This window comes from Pantoea sp. C8B4, from assembly GCF_051336905.1.
GTDB lineage: Bacteria > Pseudomonadota > Gammaproteobacteria > Enterobacterales > Enterobacteriaceae > Pantoea > Pantoea rwandensis_B.
Window position 1 is genome coordinate 17,544 of record NZ_JBGMNK010000004.1, and the last position, 20,478, is coordinate 38,021.

16 protein-coding genes are annotated in these 20,478 nt (G+C 56.7%); 5 read left to right on the plus strand and 11 right to left on the minus strand.

Annotated features, from left to right (window positions below):
• Positions 1-11: 11 nt before the first annotated feature.
• The 11 genes from ACCW76_RS06455 to ACCW76_RS06505 all read right to left on the minus strand — a co-directional run bounded on the left by ACCW76_RS06455 (position 12) and on the right by ACCW76_RS06505 (position 14,975).
• Positions 12-1,616, minus strand: a complete 1,605-nt coding sequence (locus ACCW76_RS06455; RefSeq protein WP_436338065.1) for a dipeptide ABC transporter ATP-binding protein — start codon at positions 1,614-1,616, stop codon at positions 12-14.
• Entirely contained in the window at positions 1,613-2,446 is an 834-nt protein-coding gene (locus ACCW76_RS06460; RefSeq protein ID WP_436338066.1) for an ABC transporter permease, read from the minus strand. The genes ACCW76_RS06455 and ACCW76_RS06460 overlap by 4 nt, the downstream gene beginning before the upstream one ends.
• Complete coding sequence (locus tag ACCW76_RS06465) at positions 2,443-3,435, minus strand: ABC transporter permease (protein ID WP_436338067.1); 993 nt, start codon at positions 3,433-3,435, stop codon at positions 2,443-2,445. Before ACCW76_RS06465 ends, ACCW76_RS06460 begins: the two co-directional genes overlap by 4 nt.
• 13 nt (positions 3,436-3,448) lie before the next feature.
• Entirely contained in the window at positions 3,449-5,062 is a 1,614-nt protein-coding gene (locus ACCW76_RS06470; RefSeq protein ID WP_436338068.1) for an ABC transporter substrate-binding protein, read from the minus strand.
• A 29-nt stretch (positions 5,063-5,091) separates the two neighbouring features.
• Complete coding sequence (locus ACCW76_RS06475; protein ID WP_038646074.1) at positions 5,092-5,607, minus strand: GNAT family N-acetyltransferase; 516 nt, start codon at positions 5,605-5,607, stop codon at positions 5,092-5,094.
• Between the two features lie 218 nt (positions 5,608-5,825).
• The gene (locus ACCW76_RS06480) at positions 5,826-7,439 is read right to left on the minus strand and encodes an ABC transporter substrate-binding protein (RefSeq protein WP_436338069.1); all 1,614 of its coding nucleotides are present in this window, start codon (positions 7,437-7,439) and stop codon (positions 5,826-5,828) included.
• Between the two features lie 259 nt (positions 7,440-7,698).
• Positions 7,699-9,798: an elongation factor G gene (gene fusA, locus ACCW76_RS06485; protein WP_436338070.1), complete on the minus strand. Its 2,100-nt coding sequence runs from the start codon at positions 9,796-9,798 to the stop codon at positions 7,699-7,701.
• A 155-nt stretch (positions 9,799-9,953) separates the two neighbouring features.
• Complete coding sequence (locus ACCW76_RS06490) at positions 9,954-11,264, minus strand: MFS transporter (protein ID WP_436338071.1); 1,311 nt, start codon at positions 11,262-11,264, stop codon at positions 9,954-9,956.
• A 27-nt stretch (positions 11,265-11,291) separates the two neighbouring features.
• Positions 11,292-12,620 (minus strand): MFS transporter, encoded by a 1,329-nt coding sequence (locus ACCW76_RS06495; protein WP_436338072.1) that lies wholly within the window; start codon positions 12,618-12,620, stop codon positions 11,292-11,294.
• Positions 12,621-12,638: 18 nt separating this feature from the next.
• Positions 12,639-13,982, minus strand: coding sequence for an MFS transporter (locus ACCW76_RS06500; RefSeq protein WP_436338073.1), 1,344 nt, complete (start codon positions 13,980-13,982; stop codon positions 12,639-12,641).
• A gap of 81 nt (positions 13,983-14,063) precedes the next feature.
• Positions 14,064-14,975 (minus strand): dihydrodipicolinate synthase family protein, encoded by a 912-nt coding sequence (locus ACCW76_RS06505; protein ID WP_436338074.1) that lies wholly within the window; start codon positions 14,973-14,975, stop codon positions 14,064-14,066.
• A gap of 430 nt (positions 14,976-15,405) precedes the next feature.
• Between ACCW76_RS06505 and ACCW76_RS06510 the strand changes: the two genes are divergently transcribed.
• The 5 genes from ACCW76_RS06510 to ACCW76_RS06530 all read left to right on the plus strand — a co-directional run bounded on the left by ACCW76_RS06510 (position 15,406) and on the right by ACCW76_RS06530 (position 20,456).
• Complete coding sequence (locus ACCW76_RS06510) at positions 15,406-16,302, plus strand: IclR family transcriptional regulator (RefSeq protein WP_058962277.1); 897 nt, start codon at positions 15,406-15,408, stop codon at positions 16,300-16,302.
• A gap of 46 nt (positions 16,303-16,348) precedes the next feature.
• A complete protein-coding gene (locus tag ACCW76_RS06515) occupies positions 16,349-17,347 on the plus strand; it encodes a dihydroxyacetone kinase subunit DhaK (protein ID WP_436338075.1) in 999 nt (332 codons plus the stop codon).
• A complete protein-coding gene (locus ACCW76_RS06520; RefSeq protein WP_436338076.1) occupies positions 17,344-17,940 on the plus strand; it encodes a dihydroxyacetone kinase subunit L in 597 nt (198 codons plus the stop codon). Before ACCW76_RS06515 ends, ACCW76_RS06520 begins: the two co-directional genes overlap by 4 nt.
• The gene (locus ACCW76_RS06525) at positions 17,937-19,466 is read left to right on the plus strand and encodes an aldehyde dehydrogenase (NADP(+)) (protein ID WP_436338078.1); all 1,530 of its coding nucleotides are present in this window, start codon (positions 17,937-17,939) and stop codon (positions 19,464-19,466) included. The genes ACCW76_RS06520 and ACCW76_RS06525 overlap by 4 nt, the downstream gene beginning before the upstream one ends.
• A gap of 72 nt (positions 19,467-19,538) precedes the next feature.
• Complete coding sequence (locus ACCW76_RS06530) at positions 19,539-20,456, plus strand: ketopantoate reductase family protein (RefSeq protein WP_436338079.1); 918 nt, start codon at positions 19,539-19,541, stop codon at positions 20,454-20,456.
• The last annotated feature ends 22 nt before the right edge of the window (positions 20,457-20,478 follow it).

The following is a 20,478-nucleotide window of genomic DNA, read 5'->3' on the forward strand; positions in this document are numbered from 1 at the left end:
TCGTGCTCCTCTTATACGTGTGCGGGCTGCCAGTCAGGGATGACCGGCAGCGCCTGAAGTAGTTTTTGTGTCCACGGATGCTGTGGGGCGGCAAAGACTTGCGTTAGCGCCCCGCTCTCGACGATTTGACCGTTTTGCATCACCAGCACGCGATCCGCCAGATGCTGGATCACGCCAAGGTCGTGAGAGATAAACAGCAGTGCGGTGCCATGCTCGGCCTGCATCTCTGCCAGCAGATCCAGCACCTGTGCCTGTACCGACACATCCAATGCGCTGACGGGTTCATCCGCCACTAACAGTGCCGGATTGGGGGCGAAGGCACGGGCAATCGCCACACGTTGTCGTTGCCCACCTGACAGCTGCTGTGGATAGCGCTGCAGGAAGCGATCGCCAAGCTGCACTTCATCCAGCAATTGCCGCACGCGCTGACGCCGTGCATCGCCATAAATCCCCACGCTGTCGAGACTTTCACCGATGATTTTCTCGACCGTGTAGCGTGGATCGAAAGAGCTGAACGGGTCCTGCGCGATCAGTTGTAAGCGAGCACGACGTGCGCGACGGGCTTTCTCTGGCAGGCGGTCCCAGCGTTCGCCTTCAAGTTGCAGCGTGCCACTGTCGGGTTCGGTTAAGCCCATCACCACTTTCACTAACGAAGTTTTGCCCGATCCAGATTCTCCGACCACACCCAAAGTTTCCCCGGCATGCAGTGTGAAATTGATGTTATTTAGCACCTGCCGATCGCCATAGGCTTTATTCAGGTTAATGCCCTGCAGTAAGGGTGCATGACCCGGCAGCGGACGCGGCGGCAGCGGCGTGGGTTCTGCGGCACTCAGACGCAACCCACGGGTGGCCGGTGTTGGCACCGCGCGCAACAGGCGTTGTGTCCAGGCGTGCTGCGGGCGCTGCAGCAGCGGGCCACTCTCACCCTGCTCCACCACTTCGCCATCGCGCATCACCAGCACACGATCCGCCAGCTCAGCCACCACCGCCAGGTCGTGGCTGATCAGCAGCAAGCCATGCCCTTCGCGACGGCGTTGTGCCAGCAGCTGCAAAATCTGGCGCTGCACGGTCATATCCAGCGCGGTGGTGGGTTCGTCAGCAATCAAGAGCATCGGACTGCCCGCCAATGCCGTGGCAATCAACGCGCGCTGGCGCTGACCACCGGAGAGTTGGTGCGGATAGCGCGCCAGGCGGCTCTCGGCATCATGAATACCTGCCGCTTTCAGCAGGGACAGACTCTTCTCCTCAATCCCTTCACGATGCCCAGCGGCATTCAATGCATCACTCAGCTGTTGTCCAATCCGGCGCAACGGATCGAGTGAAACCAGCGCATCCTGCAATACATAGCCGATGCGCCGACCGCGCAGCGCGCGCCAGTCAGCGCGGTTAGCGTTACGCATATCGCGACCATCAATCATGAAGCGGTCTGCACTGATCTCCGCCCCCTCGGGCAACAGGCCAAGCAAACTGCGTGCGGTCAGGGTTTTACCCGATCCCGATTCCCCTACCAGCGCCACCGATTCACCTGGCCATACCTGTAGGTTGAGATTTTTCACCACCTGCTGTGGGCCAAAGCGAATGCTGAGATTTTGAATATCAATAAATGGCTGGCTCATGCGCTTCTCCCTTCAAAACGGGCCTGCCAATAGCGGCCCAGCGTGTTCACCGCAATCACGGTCAGGGTGATAAATACCCCCGGCCATACGGCAATCCACCAGGCATTGCGCAGATAGTTACGCCCTTCCGCCAGCATCAAGCCCCATTCGGCGGTCGGCGGTTGCGGCCCCATGCCGAGAAAGCTCAATCCGGCGGTACCGATAATGGCAGTGCCGAGACCCAACGTGGCTAAGGCCGGCACCTGCGCGATGGCATGTGGCAGAATATGGCGAGTGATCAAAGTGAAGCGTGACAAGCCAAATGTACGCGCCTGCTCGACGTACCCAGAGGTCATCACCGTATAGGTTTGTGCACGCACCACGCGGGCAAAACGCGGCACCGACGCCACGCCAAGTGCAATTATCAGGTTATTGGTGCCCGGTCCGGTAAAGGCGATCAGCATCAGTGCCAGCAGCAGATCCGGAAAGGCGGAGATCACGTCCACCGCACGGCTTAACAGCTCATCGATCACACCACGCGCCAGCGCGGCAAGCAGACCCAGTAAGGTGCCAAACACCACCGCCAGGGCCATGGCGGCCACACTGATCAACAGCGAATAGCGGCTACCGTAAATGACGCGAGTCAGCAGATCGCGTCCAAGCTGATCGGTGCCCAGCCAATGTGCGGCGGAAGGTGGCAACTGGGCATTGACCGGATCGGCTAACAGCGGATCGCTGTGGGTGAGCACACCTGGCGCTATCACCGCGATGGCGAGTAATACCAGGTAAAGCAGTGCCAGCCATACCGCGCAGGGTAATGTGGCGGGTAGCCTTTGCAATGCGGCAATCATGATTTGTTCTCCCCACGCAGACGCGGGTCGATCCACAACGACAGGATATCGACCAGCGTACTCATCACCACGTAGATCAGCGCCGAGAGAATCGCCACCGCCAGCACCACGGGAAGGTCCTTGGCTAATACGGCATCAACGGTCAGCTTGCCGAGACCAGGGCGACCAAACACCTGCTCCGTGATTACCGCGCCGCTCAGTAAGCCACCCACCAGCCAGCCGGTTAAGGTCACCGCGGGTAACGCAGCATGGCGCAGTGCATGGCGCAAACGTAGGGTGGTTTCCCCCACGCCCCAGGCGCGCAGTGTCAGTGTGAACGGGGCATCCATGGCGCGCTCCAGTTCACGTCGCAGCAACTGTGCAACCACCGCACCTTGTGCCAGTCCCAGCGCCAGCGCGGGCAACACCAGCGAAGATAACGATCGATCGCCAGCCACCGGGAACCAGCGCAGCGTGAAGCTGAAAATAAACAGCAACACGATGCCCATCCAGAAAGAAGGTGTGGACGCCAGCAGTAACTCAACGCTGTTGGCAACACGGCGCCCGATACGGCGATGTGCCGTTCCCACAGCTATTGCCACGGCGAAAATAATACTCACCAGCAGTGCCGCCAGCGTGAGCTTGATGGTCGGCCACAGCTGGGTCGCCAGCAGATGACTGACTTCAGTGTTGAGCATGTAGGAACGGCCAAAATCGCCGTGCAGTACTCGCCACAGATAATGCAGATACTGCCACCACAGCGGCTCGTTCAGCCCCCATTCGGCTCGGATCGCCGCTTCAATCGCCGGGGTGCGTACCTGCTCACCAATCAGCAGGCTGACGATATCACCGGGTGCTAAATGCACACCGAGGAAGGCCAGTGAGACGGCAGCCCACAGCACCAGCACACCTCCCAGCAAGCGGCCGATAATGCGGCGCGACAGTTCACCGCGCCAAAGGGCCGGCTTACGCGGTCGTGGTGCGCGGGTTACGATGCTTTCCAGACTCATCTTCGCCTCCTGATTAATGGTCACTTAGCCAGATGTCGTAAGCGTTCTCCGGCATCTGCTTATAACTGCGGAAACCTGCACCGTGCACATAGCGGGCTGCCGCAATCTGGTCTTCCGGTTCATACAGCGGAATCGCCAAAGCCTGCTGCGCCAGTGCGTAATGTTGCAGCTGGCTGTAGAACTTGCGGCGTTGGTTGATATCCAGGGTGGCGGCAGCTTGATCGAGCCAGCCGTTGATTTCTGGACTATTTACCCGGCTGTAGTTGATCGCCCCGCCGGCATTGACCGGGCGGTAGTGGTTTTCAATGTCGATACCGTCCGTTTCGGTATTCGAGTTAGCGATCGAACCGAAATGGCCGCTTTTCCGCACCTCGGCATAGGTGCCGGAATCGACGTAACGCAGTTTGATCTCGACGCCGAGACGTTGACGCGCCTGCGCCTGAATCGCCTGTAGCAGCACATCACGCTGATCGCGCACCGTGGCCTGTGCTTGAATCACTTCAATGCTCAGGCGCTGGCCCGCTTTGGTGCGGAAACCGTCACTATCACGCGCTTGCCATCCCGCTTCATCGAGCAGTTTATTGGCCACCGTCGGGTTGTTGCCGTACTGCCCTTCCAGATCGTTGTTGTAGAGCGGGTCCACGGGTGAGGTGATGCCCCACGCACGGGTGCGCTCACCGCGATACACCGACTTCAGCAACGGATCGATATCCAACCCTTGTAGCAGCGCCTGACGCACCTTCACATCCTGCGTAGGGCCATAGTCCACATTGAGAAATAACGAATAGGGTGTACCGGTGTTGAGGGCGTGCTGGTAGGTGAAATCCGCACTGTCTTTAAACTCGCTGGCATCATTCCCCGAGATGCCTTCAATTACATCCAACTGTCCGGAAAGCAACGCGCCGGTACGTACCGAGGATTCTGGCAGGAAGCGGTACGTCACCCGTTCCAGATATGCCGGACCCTGGTGATGTGCAGTCGCCGGAGCCCAGTTGTAGTGTGGATTGCGCACCAGCGTGAGCTGCTGCCCCTTTTCGTAGCTTTCGATGATAAACGGCCCGGTCCCGGCGATATCTTTACCGCCCGCTTTGAGCTGTGGGGAGTGCCAGCTAGCGGGAGCCAGAATCTGCAGCTTTGCGGCAAACGAGAGGAATGGCGCATAACCCTCTTTTAGGGTGATCACCACGGTGTCATTATCGGGTGTCTCAACGCTGGCAATGCGTGCGCTCAAGGCGCAGATGCTGGTTCCGGCGCAGTATTTTGGATCTTGAACCTGGCGGAAGTTCTCCGCCACCGCGCTGCTATTCAGTTTCTCACCGTTCGAGAAAGTGACGTCAGGACGCAGCGTGAATCGATAGGTTTTCGCGTCCGGGCTGACTTCGTAACCCGTCGCCAGCCACGGCACAAAACTGCCATCGGTGCGGCGCGCCAGCAGTGATTCCCACACATTACGCAGCGTGACTTCAGCTTTTGACTGACCATTTAACTGCGGGTTTAACGGTGCCGGTTCAGTTTCCACGCCATAGGTGAGTGAACCGCCGTTGCGTGGTTGTTCTGCGGCCAACGTCGCCGTCGTGATCAGCAGGCACGCTAGCCCCAGTGCGAGCGTGATTGAATTCGCTTTCATAATGTCCCTGTTATTTTAACTGCGGTAAATCAGGCAATATTGGCGATGGGCTGCGGGTGGAATTCCTTTTTCAGGAACACCAGCGCTTCGCCCAACGCATTGGTACGATGATAGAAAGGCTGATAGCCACGACGCAGATAAAGCTCGCTCAGCCACGGATGTTTAGTGGCCGTCGCCAGATAGACGCCTGGCGCTTTAAGTGTCTGTTTCAGCAGTGTGTCTTCGGCGTAGCTGATGATTTCACGGCCATAACCCTGCCCCTTGTAATCGGGGTCCACGGCAAACCAGTGGATAAACGGCAAAGAGGAAGGCGCATCCGTCTCTTGCTGCCATGGAAAACGTACCGTCACGGTCGCCACTGCTCGCTTCCATTTGCGCAGCACCAGCACCGTTTCCTGTTCAATGACACGACGGACTTGCTCCACGTTGCCCTGCGAGATGGTGAAATGCACATCCAGCGCCACCAGCGAGGCGTACGCCCGTTGTAACAGGGCAAATATTTCTTCGGCATCGTCGGGGGTTGCGACCTGAATAGATTGGCTCATCTGCGGGTTTCCTGAATTAATCTTCAGGGAATTATTGAAATCCGGGGAATTAAAGTAAAACGAGAATAGTGGCAATCGATTTGTTAATTGTGGGAAATAACACCCTCGTTTTATTCGGCACGCAGCATAGCGGCAAAATTTATCGCGCGCCGATGAGCAATAAAGCTGCTTTTCATACACGCGCAATAAATCATGCCGCTACAAATCGTTTTTATGGATCAGTGTTTGCTTAACCACACATCGTAAACGCTTTCCGGCATCTGTTTATAACTGCGGAACCCGTAACCGTGCACATAACTGGCGGTGGCCAATTGATCTTCCGGTTCGTACAGCGGAACCGCTAAGGCCAGTTGCGGCAGTGCGCGCTGTTGCAGTTCACTGTAGAACTGACGGCGCTGTTGCAAATCCAGCGTTGCGGCCGCCTTATCCAGCAAGGTATTGATACTGGCATCGTTGACGCGACTGTAGTTAATCGCACCCCCCTGGGCTATCGGCCGATAGTGATTCTCAATATCGACGCCATCGGTCGGCGTGTTGGAGTTAGCGATGGTGCCGAACTTGCCGCTCTTGCGTACGTCCGCATAGGTGCCGGAATCCACATAATTGAGCTTGAGGTCGATACCCAAGCGTTGACGCGCCTGAGCCTGAATAGCCTGCAACAACACGTCACGCTGGTCACGCACCGTGGCCTGTGCCTGAATCAGTTCAATGCGCAGGCGTTCGCCATTTTTAGTGCGGAAGCCTTCGCTATCACGGGTTTGCCAGCCCGCTTCATCCAGCAGTTTATTGGCAGCATCCGGGTTATTGCCGTATTTCCCTTCCAACTGGTTGTTATAGAGCGGGTCAATCGGTGAGGTGATACCCCAAGCGCGCGTGCGTTCACCGCGATACACCGACTTCAGCAGCGGATCGATCTCCAGCCCCTGCAACAGCGCCTGACGCACTTTCACATCCTGGGTCGGACCGTATTCGACGTTGAGGAACAGCGAGTACGGCGTACCGGTATTCAGCGCATGCTGATAGGTGAAATCGCTGTTGTCCTTGAATTCACCGGCATCGTTACCCGAAATGCCTTCAATGGCATCGACCTGACCTGAGAGCAACGCGCCGGTGCGCACTGATGATTCTGGCAGGAAGCGATAGGTCACACGGTCAAGATAAGCCGGCCCCTGATGCTTAGCGGTGGCTGGCGCCCAGTGGTATTTCGGGTTCTTGACGAAGGTTACCTGCTGGCCCTTCTCGTAACTTTGCAGAATAAACGGCCCGGTGCCCGCAATCTCTGGACCGCCGGATTTCAGCTGCGACGATTTCCAGCTTGATGGAGAGAGGATTTGCAGCCCAGCGGCGAAGGAGAGGAACGGCGAATAAACCGCTTTCAGCGTGATCACCAGTGTATGATCGTCAGGCGTTTCGATCTTGTCGATATGCGATCCCATCAGGCACAGGCTGGTGCCGGCGCAGTATTGCGCCACCTGAGTTTGACGGAAATTTTCAGCCACCGCGTTCGCATCCAATTTTTCACCGTTGGAGAAGGTGACATCGCGGCGCAGGTTAAAGCGGAAAGTTTTGCTATCCTCGCTGACCTGATAGCTTTCGGCCAACCAGGGCACAAAGCTGCCGTCAGGACGGCGTGCCAACAGCGATTCCCAGAAGTTACGCAGTGTGATCTCGGCTTTGTCCTGGCCGTTCAGCTGCGGGTTAAAGGTGGTGGGTTCGGTTTCTACGCCCACCGTCAGGCTGCCACCGGTCACCGGTTTATCGGCGGCAACAACGTGAGGTGCGCCGCTGAGCAAACTGAGGCCCAGTGCCAGAGAAATTGCATTTATTTTCATATTATCCTTGGTGATAGCAGGTGTTATTTTTAATCAGTCCGACTTCGGTCTGTTTTTAATTTCCGCTAAATTATTAAAATCCGGATAAATAAATGTAAAACGACAATAGTGGCAAAGGTTGTGATGAAATCATTTAAGGCGGGAAATAAAACCGTAAGGTCGCTATTTATGGCGATCTGCAATCCGGCGCTGTCATGCGTACTTTACGAGTCATGATCTGAAAGGGCATTAAGTGGCGGCTTCCCTGCCGCCGATAACATTACTCCGCACGCGCCGCGATAATTCCCTCGGCTACGTTGCGTGGTGCTTCAGCGTAATGCGCAAACTCCATACTGTAAGTGGCACGGCCCTGCGACATGGATCGCAGCGTGGTGGCGTAGCCAAACATCTCCGATAACGGCACTTCCGCACGGATGATACGAGCGCCAAAGCGTTCGTCCATGCCTTGCAGCGTACCGCGACGTGAGGACAGATCGCCCATCACACCACCGGCATACTCTTCTGGCGTCTCCACTTCCACCTGCATCACTGGCTCAAGGATCACCGGATCAGCCTGTTTTGCCGCGGCTTTGAAACCGAAAATCGCCGCCATGCGGAACGCCATTTCCGAGGAGTCGACGTCATGATACGAACCAAAGGTCAGCGTTGCTTTAAGGTCTACCACCGGATAACCCGCCAGTACGCCGCTGTTCAGCGCTTCACGAATCCCCTTCTCCACCGAAGGAATAAACTCGCGTGGCACAACGCCGCCTTTGGTGGCATCTTCAAAGGCAAAACCGGCGCCTGCTGCCTGCGGCTCCAGCGTCAGCACCACATGACCATACTGACCTTTACCGCCTGACTGACGCACAAACTTGCCTTCCACATCGCGAACCATCTTACGAATGGTTTCGCGATAGGTGACCTGTGGCCGACCAATGTTGGCTTCCACACCGAATTCACGCTTCATGCGATCAACGATAATCTCCAGATGCAACTCACCCATACCGGAGATAATTGTCTGCCCCGACTCTTCATCGGTGTGCAGGCGGAATGACGGATCTTCTGCGGCCAATCGCTGCAACGCCAGCCCCATTTTCTCCTGATCAGCCTTGGTTTTCGGCTCAATCGACAGAGAGATCACCGGGTCCGGGAACTCCATACGTTCCAGCGTGATTACCGCATTGGGATCGCACAGCGTTTCGCCCGTGGTCACCTCTTTTAAACCGACACAGGCGGCTATATCACCCGCGCGAATTTCTTCGATTTCGATGCGATCGTTAGCCTGCATCTGCACGATACGTCCGATGCGCTCCTTACGCCCTTTCACCGCATTCCACACGCTGTCGCCTTTGCGCAGCACGCCTGAATAGACGCGGACAAAGGTGAGTTGGCCCACATAGGGATCGCTCATCAGTTTGAAGGCCAGCGCCGAGAACGGTTCATCGTCATCAGCATGGCGTTCATCGTGTTCGCCTTTTTCGTTCACACCGGAAACCGGCGGCACGTCCAGTGGTGAAGGCATCAGCTCAATCACGGCATCAAGCATGCGCTGCACACCTTTGTTCTTGAACGCGCTACCACACAGCATCGGCTGGATCTCGCCAATCAGCGTGCGCTGACGCAAGCCCGCGATGACCTCTTCTTCGCTGAGATCACCCTGCTCCAGATAGCGATCCATCAACGCTTCACTGGCTTCCGCCGCAGCGGCCACCATATTCTCACGCCATTCGGCAGCCTGCGCCTGCAACTCATCAGGGATCGGCGCATAGCTGAACGTCATGCCCTGGCTGGCGTCATCCCAATAGATGGCGCGCATCTTGTTGAGATCCACCACGCCTGCGAAGTGCTCTTCCGCACCAATCGGAATCACAATCGGCACCGGGTTGGCATGCAGACGATCTTTCATCATCTGTACCACGCGGAAGAAGTCCGCGCCCTGGCGATCCATCTTGTTGACGAAGGCAATGCGCGGTACGTGGTACTTGTTAGCCTGGCGCCACACGGTTTCCGACTGTGGCTGTACGCCACCCACGGCGTCATACACCATGACGGCGCCATCCAGCACACGCATGGATCGCTCCACTTCGATGGTGAAATCCACGTGTCCGGGCGTGTCGATGATGTTGATGCGGTGCGGCGTGAAGCTGCCATCCATTCCCGGCCAATAGCAGCTCACCGCCGCCGAGGTGATGGTAATGCCACGCTCCTGCTCCTGTGCCATCCAGTCGGTGGTTGCCGCGCCATCGTGCACTTCACCTAACTTGTGGCTCATTCCGGTATAAAACAGGATGCGCTCCGTTGTGGTGGTTTTGCCGGCATCGATGTGCGCGGAGATGCCGATATTGCGATAACGTTCGATAGGTAGGGGTCGGGGCATGATGCGTCCTTAGTCTGTTCGACTGGAAAAGTGGGCGGGCACCATTGCCCGCCGCTGCGCAACAGCATAGACCTATTGTACGAGTAAATACGAACAGTTTGAGCCTTTTTTAAACATAGGCAGAAGTCGATTGATTTAGTAAGGCATCCTGTCGATTACTCCATCTTTGCATCTCGCAACCGCCACGCACTGAGGGCAGAGAGCAGCGCCATAAACACCATATAGCCAATCACCCAGCCATAACCTTCCCCGCTAACCAGCAGCGCGGTGGCGATCATCGGTGATAACCCGCCACCAAGAATCGGGCCGATCTGTTGCACCAGGGATAAGCCGCTGTAGCGTACCCGTGCCGGGAACAGTGAAGAGAAAAATGCCCCCTGCGCACCAAAGGTGCTGCCGTGCCCTATCGCCAGACCCAGTGCGATAGCCAGGTAAATCAAGGGAAGTTGCCCGCTTGCCAGCATCAGCATAAAGGGCCACGCCAGCAACGCCTGAGCGATCATCCCGCCAATATAGACGCGCTTTTTGCCATAACGATCGGCCATGCGACCAAACAGCGGTAAAGTGAAGCACTCCAGCAAGCAAGCCAGCAGGATGCCATACAGAACGATCTGGCTTTTCATGCCCAGCACGTTGACGCAGTAGCTAATGGCAAACACCGCGTAGATGTTGAAAAGTCCGCTTTCGGCAATTTTGGCACCGATACCCAGCACCACATCCCGGGTGTGATAGCGCAAGGCTTCCAGCACCGGCACTTTCGCCTGGGTGCCATCACGTTTCATCCGTTTGAAGGCGGGTGTTTCCTCAATCTGGCTACGAATAAACATCCCCACCCCCAGCAGCACTACGCTGAGCAGGAACGGCACGCGCCAGCCCCAGCTGAGGAAATCGGCTTCGTCCAATACCACATTAAGAATGGTGATAAAAATAATCGGCAGCAGGAACCCGGCTGGCACGCCAATATGCACCAGCGAACTGTAAAACCCACGCCGTTCCGGCGGAGCATGTTCCACCACCATGGTCATCCCGCCACCATATTCACCGCCAATGCCAATACCTTGCAGACAGCGCAGCACCACCAATGCGATGGGGGCCCAAACGCCAATTTGCGCGTAGGGCGGAATCAACCCAATCAGGAAGGTGCCAAGGCCCATGATGATCAACGTCATCATCAAGGCGAACTTGCGGCCGATACGATCGCCGAAGTGACCAAACAGCACCCCGCCCAGCGGACGTGCACAGTAGCCGACAAAGTAGGTGGCGAATGCGGCCAGACTGCCCACCAACGGTGATTCACCGGGGAAGAATATTTTATTGAACACCAGCGCGGTGGCGGTGGTGTAAAGCGTGAAATCGTAATACTCGATAATGGTGCCCATCACGCTGGCGGTGACGATTTTGCGCATTTCTCCGCGCGAAGCGGTGCGACTGACCGCCGCACTGGCGGTCAATTCATGTAAGTGCATGTTGAACTCCCGACGCAGGATTGAGGTTTAGTCGAGGCGGCAACCGCGGGTCTCAGGACCCAGCCACACGGAAACAATGGTGATAATGCTCAGGACGATCATGTAGATCGCCACGGCGCCGTAGTGGCCACCTGACCACAACAAAAGGCTGCTGGCGATGATCGGCGCCAACCCACCGGCAAAGATCGAGGAGATTTCGCGTGACATGGAGATGGCGGTGACACGCGTCCTTCCATCAAACAACTCAGCAAACCATGCTGCCTGAACCGAAAACATCGAGTAGTTAGCCAGCGAGATCATCGCCACCATGGCGCTAATGATCAGCCAAGGATTACCGCTGTTGAGCAACCAAAAGTACGGGAACATGCCCGCGCCAAACAACAGTGCGCCGCCGATGTAAACCGGCTTGCGGCCGATACGGTCAGAGAGCGCACCGAACAGGGGAATAGTGATGCAACCGATGCCCGACCCAAGCAACACACCCGCCACGGGAATCGCACTGTTGACGTGCAGTGATTGCGTGACATAGGAGATCGTCCACACTTGCAGGAAGAAATCCGCCGTGTTCTCCGCCATGCGGGCACCCAGCGCCACAAAGAAGTTGCGACGCTGGTTTTGCCACACCGACACAAAAGGGGCGCGCGTCAGCTTCTGCTCTGCAGCCAGCTTGCGAAACACCGGGGATTCCGTCACATAGAGGCGAATCGCACCACCAATAAACACCGCCACGATGCTGAGCAGGAACGGCACGCGCCAGCCCCAGCTGACGAAATCCTCTTGTGGCATCTGTTGTGCCAGGGCAAAGGCCGATGCAGAAAGCAAGACGCCGCAGCCAATGCCCACACCCGACCAACTGGCGTAGAAACCACGACGGTGTGCGGGCGCTTTTTCTGCATTGAGCGTGATAGCCGAACTGAACTCGGCTCCTGCGCCAAAACCTTGCAGTAAGCGCAAGAAGGTCAATAACAACGGGGCCGCAATGCCGATACTGGCATAACCCGGCAATAGGCCAATCGCCGTGGTGCTTAAACCCATCAGAATCAAGGTGCCGATCAACACCGGCCGGCGACCGTATTTATCGCCGATATAGCCCCAGAACAGCCCGCCGATTGGGCGCACGAGGAAGCCAACGCCATAACTGGCAAAAGCGGCTAACGTTCCGCTTAATGGCGACAACGAGGGGAAAAACAAATGATTAAATATCAACGCCGCTGCCGTGCCATACAGATAAAAGTCGTACCACTCTAACGCGGTGCCAATCAGCGAAGAGATCAGGGTCAGCCTGAGCTGACGCTGCGTCAACTCAGGGGGCGCACTGCGCTCTTCAGCGGTCGCAAGTTGCGATGTCGCATCCATGGTGTCACTCCTGAAAAGTCAGACCGGTAGACGGTGGCGCAAGGCCAGGCCATACATGCCTGCCGATATCAACGCCATGAATCCCGCCAGCATCAGTGCCGGCACGAATCCGCCAAAATGATCCACCACTATCCCGGTGACTACGGGCGCGAACGCCCCGCCAAGAAAGCCGCCAAAATTCTGAATACTGCCTACTGAAGCCACCCATTTTTTAGTGGTGACCACTTCTGCCGCCAGTGTCCAGTAGTTACCCGACGACAAGCTGTAAGTGAACATGCCCAGCGTCAGCATCACCACGGCAAGCGCCGCCCCATTCACCAGTGCTGTCACAAACATCGCGCCGGCCGTCAGCAACGCGGCTCCCGCAATGGTATAACGACGCGCATTGAAGGGATCCAATCCCTTCCTCACCAGGCGATCTGAGAAGCGTCCGCCAATCAGCACCGCCACACCACCTGCAATGTAAGGTAGCGCAGACAACCAGCCCGCCCGACTCAGGGTAAAACCCTGCGCCTGTTGCAGGTAGGTGGGCAACCAGCCAATGTAAAACCAGAAAACGTACTGCAGACAAAATCCACCGATGACCATGTACCAGACAGAGGCATGTCTGAAGAGCCCACCCCACTCGCGCACTGTCACGCGTGGCGCATCGGATGCCTGCTGTGCCGTGGCCTGCCCTTCACGGATATAGCGCAGTTCATCTTTATGCAGCCAGGGATGCTTCTCCGGCTCGCGGTACAGCACCAGCCAGCCCACCAGCGCCACAAAACCGATTAAACCCATGATGATAAACATCGCAGGCCAGCCGAAGGCCGCCATTAACAGCGTGGATATCGGCGGAGCCAGGGCTAACCCCACTTGAGTGGCGGCAATATAGGCGCTGGTCGCCGCCGCCTTTTCACGATCCGGGAACCAGGTATCGGTGGCTTTTAACGCCCCAGGAAACAACGGTGCTTCACTGACCCCTAACGCGATACGCAGGCCAATAAAAGTGCCGATGTTGCGCGCAAAGCCGGTGAGAATCGCGACCAGTGACCAGAGCCCTGCCGCCAGTGCCAGCAGGACTTTGACACCAAAGCGGTCCACTGCCCAGCCGGTTGGCAGGTTCATAATGGCGTAAGGCCAGACAAAAGCCGACAGTATCACGCCCATCATCGCGTGGCTGATGCCGAGATCTTGCATGATCTGGGGTGCCGCCACCGACAAATTGCCGCGATCGAGGTAGTTGGTAATGGTTAACAGAATAATGATGCCGATAATCGCCCAGCGCAGATGATGTTTCGGGCGCACCACCTCACGTGGGGTTTCCCGTGGTACTGAGGCCGTATCAGGTTCAAGTGTAGGGTTGTGGTCAAATTTCATCTTTCTGCACCTCCGCCACGCCCGTTTTAAGCGGGTCGTGGCGTGATTTTTTTATAATGTCCCGCTGAGCGGGGGTGCAAATCAGCCCATCAGACGGTCAAACGCCGCTTTAATATTGGATTTGAGCGCATCGCTGACCGGCTGCATTGGCGGACGCGGCTGATACAGCGTTACGCCTTGCAGGCTCTGGATATATTTCACGCAGGCGGGCAGATTGTCGTGCGGCAGCTGGCTCCACAAATCACTCAGACGGAAATGAATATCGCGAGCGGTGGCGTGATCGTTCTCTTCCACTGCTTTGAACATCCTGGCCACGACCGACGGTACTGCACTGGTCAAGGCCGAGATCGCACCCTGACAACCGATGGCAAAGCCAGGATAGAGCAGTGCATCCACCCCACTCACAATAATTTTCTCAGGGCAGCGCAGTAGCAAATCAGAAACTGACTTGAGATCCCCGCCGCTCTGCTTCATACCGACCACACCCGGCACTTCATCCATGATGCGATTCATGAGATCCAGACTCAGGTAATTCCACGGGATCACGTTGTAAATCAGAATAGGGGTTTGCGTGGCTTCATAAATTTCGCGGAAATGACGTACGGTGGCGTCATCGTCCGGCTTGAACAGGTAATGCACGGGCGTCACCTGTAGCGCATCCAGCTTCATCCCTTCCAGCATTTTCACTCGTGCAATGGCCTGACGGGTGCTGTTAACAATCAACCCGGCGACAAAGGGCACGCGGCCATTGTTGGCTTCATAGGCTTCGTGCATGGCCTGGCGAAACTCTTCATCGGACAGCGTATGCCCTTCCCCGGTGCTGCCGCCCACCACAATCGCACTGGCACCTGAATTAATGATGAAATCGATCTGCTCTTTCAAGCCACCGCGCACCAATTCACCTTCGGCGTTGAAGGGCATGGTGATCGGCGGCAAGACGCCGCGCAGTTTGGCTTTGAGTTCTTTGGCCTGGCTTGCAATCTGCTGACTCATTTTTTGCTCCTGTCTCTCAAGACGCTGATTAAAGCGATAACGACTCGCGTTAATCAATTAATGTGAGACATAGTTAAATTGATCAACATCAAATCTCTCATTGTGGAATTAAGATCACATATCAAGATCAAATTTCATACAACCCAATAACCGCTGATCATATCGATCATAGCGTTAAATTACTGAAAAAATGGCACTAAATCACTCTACAGACTTCAACATTAAGCGAACTTCATTGTCGGACATCGTTCGATGACCACTTTACAATAAGGATTAAGTCGAACATATTGACAGTCATATCCCACAATATGAGATACAAATCGAAATACAAGGAAGTTGGGGGTGGCAGGCTCGTGAAAAGGCGCTATTCTGGCGCAAGTGTCTCAGTATAAGAGCCATTAGGGCAAAATACTGTGAACTGAGCGGGTGCGTGAAGCACGCTTCTCTGTTGCTGATCTTTGAGGTGGGTATGAGTACAAACAGCGGAACCGAGGCGGAAAAACTGAATCAGGCATCGATTAAAAGCCTGACCAAGGTACTGCAAATTCTCGAATGTTTTTCGCAGCGTGATGCCAATTTAACGCCAGCGGAGATTGCGGCGCGCACCGGATTGCCGCGCGCGACAACGCACCGACTGGTCTCGTCGCTGCGGGATATTGGTCTGCTGGAGCAGAACGGCAAACGCGAGACTTACAAGCTGGGTATGAAGCTGTTTCAGTTGGGAAATTTAGTGATTCAGAACCTGGATCTCGACAGCCATGCGCGCCCCTATGCCGCACAACTGCAACTGATCACCGGAGAAAGCACGCACATGTGCATTTTCGATGGTGCACAAATGGCGTTTGTTGAGCGTCAGGAGATGACCAGTACCGGCAATACCACTATCACACGTATTGAAGCGGCACTGGTGCACTGCACCAGCGTGGGCAAAGCGTTTCTCGCCTGGCAGTCTCCACGGCTGATTCGCAAAATCATCGCCGATTCGCTGCCACAACGCACGGCTTACACCATCACGGATGGCGAGGCGCTGGAAGCCGAACTGGCGCGCATTCGTGAACGGGGCTATGCGCTGGACTTGCAGGAGAACGAACTGAACGTGCACTGCATTGGCGCACCGGTGCGGGCGGCAAACGGTCAGGTTTTCGCCGCCATTAGCGTCTCCGGTGCGGCTGAACGTCTGCCCCTGGCACGCCTTGAAGGACTTTCAGGCCTGGTGATGGAGATGGCCAACAAAATATCGCTGGAGTTGGGATGGACACCTTCCCGCCCGGCTGCCGCAGGTTCGATCACAACCCGCCGCGGCGACCTTCCCGCGCTACCCGAGTAGCGCAGTACATTGCGCGGGGGCGTCGCCTGGCAACAGGAGAAGCAGAGTGAAGAAAATTTGCAACGACCCCCAACGCTACGTCGACGAGATGCTGGACGGCCTGTGTGCCGCCCATCCTCACCATTACCAACGGCTGGGTGACAGCGGCCGCGTGCTGGCACTGCATCATGCTCAGGAACCTAAAGTCGCGATTGTGACCGGTGGTGGCTCCGGCCATCTCCCCTTATTTCATGGTTACGTGGGCCGTGGACTGGTGGATGCCTGCGCCATCGGTAACGTATTTGCCGGACCGCGTGTAGCAGACTGTTTAACGGCGATGCAGGCCAGCCATCAGGGCGCCGGCGTGTTGCAACTGTATGGAAATTATGGCGGTGACCGCATGAACTTTGAAATGGCTGCGGAAATGGCGGAACTCGAAGGCATGGCGGTCACCCAGGTACGCATGACCGACGATGTGGCCAGTGCCCCGCAAGCAGAATCCCATAAACGACGGGGAGTGGCCGGACTGGTGTATGCCTATAAATTAGCCGGTGCGAAAGCAGCAACTGGAGCAGATTTATCGGCAGTGACCACCACGGCACAGCGCGCTGTCAGCGCGGTGCGTTCGATTGGCGTTGCGCTGTCACCGTGCATCGTGCCGGAATCGGGCACGCCAGCCTTTAGTCTGGCAGAAAACGAAATCGCGTTGGGTATGGGCATCCACGGTGAACCCGGCATCTGGCAAGGCGAACTGCGCACCGCCGATGTATTGTGCGACGAGATGATTGATCGACTGCTGGAGGAACTCCCTGCCGGGCGCGGTGAGCGACTCAGCGTAATGGTCAACAGCCTGGGCGCCACGCCACTGGAAGAACTCTACATTCTCTATCGCCGGGTGGCACAGCGCATGGCGGATAGGCAGGTCACGTTGGTGCAACCTCTGATTGGCCGCTACGCCACGTCAATGGAAATGAGCGGCTTTTCACTCAGCCTGTGCGCGCTCGATAGCGAGCTGGAAGCCCTGCTGCGTGCCCCCGCCTCAAGCCCTTTCTGGAGCCAGCCATGACGCCATTAGCCACCACCTTGCGCCACGTTTGCACTCGCATCCCCGAATACAGCGCCGAGTTAAATGCGCTGGATGGTCAACTGGGAGATGGCGATCTCGGTGCCACACTGGAAAAGTGTGCACAACTGACCGACAGCGCACTGCAGACAGTGGCAGCGGATGCGGCCTTGAGCGACGTTTTCCGCGTTGCCGCCATGGCCTGTATGCAAGCTTCGGGCTCCAGCTTCGGTACCTTACTCGCGCAAGCGCTGATCACCGCCAGCAAATTCAGTCAGGATAAAAGTGAACTGACGCGTGCCGAGACCGCCACACTGCTGCATCAGGTGATCGCCACCTTAGCCCAACGCGGCGGTGCAACCCTGGGCGATAAAACGGTCCTGGATGGATTACACGCTCTGGCGATCACCCTGGAACAACCCGCTCAAACTGGCGACCTGCAGCGCACTCTGCAGCAGGCGCTCGATCATTTCCGACCTTTACCTAACCGCATGGGGCGCGCCCGGATGTTTGCCGGGAAATCGCAGGGGCTCGACGATCCCGGCATGGTGGCGCTGTTGCGCCTGGTGGAATCATTAACGGAGGAGACAGCATGACACTCACGGGAGAACTCTTTATTGCGACACAACGCCAGCGCGGCGCAGCTCAGGCCTTTCAGGCCATCGATCCACAACGAGATTGCGCGCTGGAACCGCTTTTTTTTGAAGCCGATGCATCGCAAATCGATGCCGCCTGTCAAAGCGCGGCAGAGGCGTTCATCGCTTACGGCCAGGCTGGCCTCGACGTGCGTGCGCGATTCCTGCGCCAGATTGGCGAAAACATTCTGGTGCTCGGAGATGAACTGATTGAACGTGCGATGCAGGAAACGGCCCTGCCCCGCGCGCGGATTGAAGGTGAGCGTGGGCGTACCATCGGCCAGCTTAATCTGTTCGCGGATGTGGTCGACCAGGGTGCATTTCAGGGAGCCCTTATTGAGCCTGCACTACCGGAGCGTAAACCGTTGCCGCGTCCCGATCTGCGTCAACGCCTGGTGCCATTAGGTCCGGTAGCCGTATTTGGTGCCAGTAATTTTCCACTGGCCTTCTCAGTAGCAGGCGGCGATACCGCTTCCGCACTGGCGGCGGGTTGTCCGGTGGTGGTCAAAGCACACCCGGCGCATCCCGGTACCAGTGAGCTTGTGGCCCGCGCTATCACGCAAGCAGTCATTCAATGCGAACTGCCAGTAGGGGTATTTTCACTGCTACACGGCACGTCAGCGCAGAGTGGCAGCGCATTGGTGCAGCATCCCGCCATCAGCGCCGTAGGATTTACCGGTTCTCGCAGCGGCGGCCTGGCGTTATTGCAGTTGGCGCAGCAACGTCCGCGCCCGGTTCCGCTTTATGCCGAGATGAGTAGCATTAACCCCATGTTATTACTGCCCGGCGCGCTGCAACAACGAGCAGAGAAATTAGCACAAGGATTTGTTGATTCATTGACGCTGGGCTGCGGCCAATTCTGCACCAACCCCGGCGTGGTACTCGCTTGTGATGGCGAAGATTTTGATCGCTTTGTGCAGTTCGCCTGTGAAGCCCTACACCAGAAGCCCAGCGCCACCATGTTAACGCCCGCCATTGCCGTCGCTTGTGAACAGCACGCTGCCGCGCTCGCCGGGTTAGAAGGGGTTGAACCCCTGGCCGTTGGGCAAGAAAAGCACGGCCCCAATCAGGGCCAGCCGCAGTTGTACATCACTCACGCGCGAGACTTTATTCATCAACCCCAGATGCAGAATGAGGTATTTGGCCCGGTATCGTTGCTGGTCCGTTGCACAAATCAGGATGAACTCATGGCAGCATTGCAGGTACTTCAGGGACAACTCACCATAACGCTGCAATTAGCACCGCAGGATCAGCCACTGGCCGCGACCTTATTACCCCTGCTGGAGCAACGTGCCGGGCGCATTCTCGCTAATGGTTTCCCGACAGGCGTAGATGTGGGATATGCCATGGTACATGGCGGCCCCTTCCCGGCCACCAGTGATAGTCGCACCACTTCAGTAGGGGCAACAGCGATACAACGGTTCCTGCGCCCGGTCTGTTATCAGGATCTGCCCTGCGCCTTACTGCCGCAATCTGTGCAAAATTAAACATTTGATAGCTGGAAACCCTTGCCGCTGCGATTTATGGTAAGGGTCTCACTCTCAACGGGAAATCTAACCATGCGCATTCTGGTTGTCGGCGCCGGAGCCACCGGCGGGTATTTCGGTGCACGTCTGGCGCAAGCAGGACGTGATGTGACTTTTCTGGTGCGCGAGCGCCGTTTTCAGCAACTGCAGCAAAACGGTCTGGTGCTAAAAACGCCGGGCGGCACAGAAGTGATTCAGCCGCAGCTGGCGCAAACCGGCAAGCTGACAGGCCAGTTTGATCTGATCATTCTGACGGTGAAAAGCTTCGGGCTCGATCAGGCTATCGCGGATATCGCACCCGCCGTCGGGCCAGAAACCCTGATCATGCCGATCCTCAACGGCATGCGGCATATCGATACGCTGCGCGCACGCTTTGGCGACAAGGTGATTGGCGGCCTTTGCAAAATCAACGCCACGCTGGGTGAACAAGGTGAAGTGGTGCAGATGACGCCACTGCATATCCTCTACTACGGTGCACTTGATGGGCACAATGATGCACGTCTGCAACGTGTCGATGAGACGCTGAACATCGCGCAATTCGATACGGTCTTTGCTGACAACATCATCAGCGAACTGTGGGAGAAGTGGCTGCTACTGAGCACCTTAGGGGCGGTGTGTTGCATCGCGCGGGGTAATACCCAGCAAGTGTTGCGATCTCAAGGTGGTGAAGCCTTGTTGCAGGGAATTTTTACTGAAGTGCTTTCAGTGCTTGCTGCTGACGGCTATCAGGAACGGCCAGCGGTCACGGCAAAGATTTATGAGACGCTGAATAATCCACAGGTAGCGATGACCTCTTCAATGTATCGCGATTTAACCCAGGGTTATGAGATTGAGGCGGATCAGGTGATTGGCGATCTGCTGGTGCGAGGCGCACGCAGTGGCGTGGTGACGCCGTTGTTGAATGCGGTGTATGTGAATTTGCAGGTGTATTTACAGAATCGCAGCGCATAGTTGCGCCACGTTAACCGCTGCG